Origin of the sequence: Streptomyces siamensis, assembly GCF_039543605.1 — a bacterium.
Taxonomy (GTDB): Bacteria; Actinomycetota; Actinomycetes; order Streptomycetales; family Streptomycetaceae; genus Streptomyces; species Streptomyces siamensis.
In genome coordinates this window covers 1-1215 of the sequence record NZ_BAABKB010000062.1, presented here as the reverse complement: position 1 = coordinate 1215, position 1215 = coordinate 1, and the positions used below count along the sequence as shown (strand labels likewise).

The following is a 1215-nucleotide window of genomic DNA, read 5'->3' as shown; positions in this document are numbered from 1 at the left end:
GCGTGGTCGCGCAGCGACATGATCAGCAGCTTCGGGGAGAGCGGCTTGCCCGTGTTCCAGGCCGGGCACTGCGACTGGCAGCGCCCGCACTCGGTGCAGGTGGAGAAGTCCAGCAGGCCCTTCCAGGAGAACTGCTCGACCTGCGAGACACCGAAGACATCGTCCTCGCCCGGGTCGGTGAAGTCGATCGGCTTCCCACCAGACGTCATCGGCTGCAACCCGCCCAACGCGGTCGAACCGTCCGCGTTGCGCTTGAACCAGATGTTCGGGAAGGCCAGGAAACGGTGCCAGGCCACACCCATGTTGGTGTTCAGCGAGACCACGATCATCCAGATGAACGACACGCTGATCTTGATCATCGCGACCAGGTAGACCAGGTTCTGCAGCGTGCTCAGGCCCAGCCCCTTGAAGGCCACCACCAGCGGGTACGAGGCGAAGTACCCCGCCTCGTAACCCTCGACGTGGTGCAGCGCGCCCTCGAGACCGCGCAGCGTGTAGATCGCCAGACCGATGACGAGGATGACGGCTTCGACGAAGTACGCCTGGCCGATGTTGGAACCCGTGAACCGCGACTTGCGGCCCGTTCGCCTCGGGTGGGACAGCTGGCGGATCCCGATGAGCGTGAAAATGCCGAGCGTGGTGAGCAGGCCGATGAGCTCGGTGAAGACCTCGTACGGTGCCCAGTTCCCGATGATCGGGATGTACCAGTCGGCCTGGAAGAGCTGTCCGAAGGCGTTCACCAGGGTCAGGACGAGGGTGAAGAAGCCCACCGCCACGAACCAGTGCGCGACGCCCACGACGCCCCAGCGGTTGAGGCGGGTGTGGCCGAGGAACTCCCTGAGCAGGGTCAGACTGCGCTGCTTCGGGTTGTCGGTGCGGGTGCCCGCGGGCACGTTCTGCCCGAGCCGCACGAAGCGGTAGATCCGGCCGATGGCCCGGGCGAACAGTGCCGACCCGACCACGGCCAGGACCAGCGACACGATGATCGCGGCGAGTTGCATGGAGAACGCCTTCTGTTTCTCGCGGGGTTCAGCCCTTGCGGGTCTTGATCTCCTCGGTGAGCTGCGGGACGACGTCGAAGAGGTCGCCGACCACGCCGTAGTCGACCAGGTCGAAGATCGGGGCCTCGGCGTCCTTGTTGATCGCCACGATCGTCTTCGAGGTCTGCATACCGGCACGGTGCTGGATCGCACCCGAGATGCCGGACGCGATGTA

The 1215-nt window shown here is 65.2% G+C and carries 1 protein-coding gene and 1 pseudogene; both read right to left on the bottom strand.

The genetic code is table 11. From position 1 onward, the window contains the following. Positions 1 to 1001: pseudogene (locus ABEB03_RS43705) on the bottom strand ((Fe-S)-binding protein); the annotation flags it as partial. Between the two features lie 28 nt (positions 1002 to 1029). Continuing rightward, on the bottom strand, positions 1030 to 1215 hold a 186-nt coding region (locus tag ABEB03_RS43700; protein WP_425589389.1), incomplete at its 5' end, for an electron transfer flavoprotein subunit alpha/FixB family protein.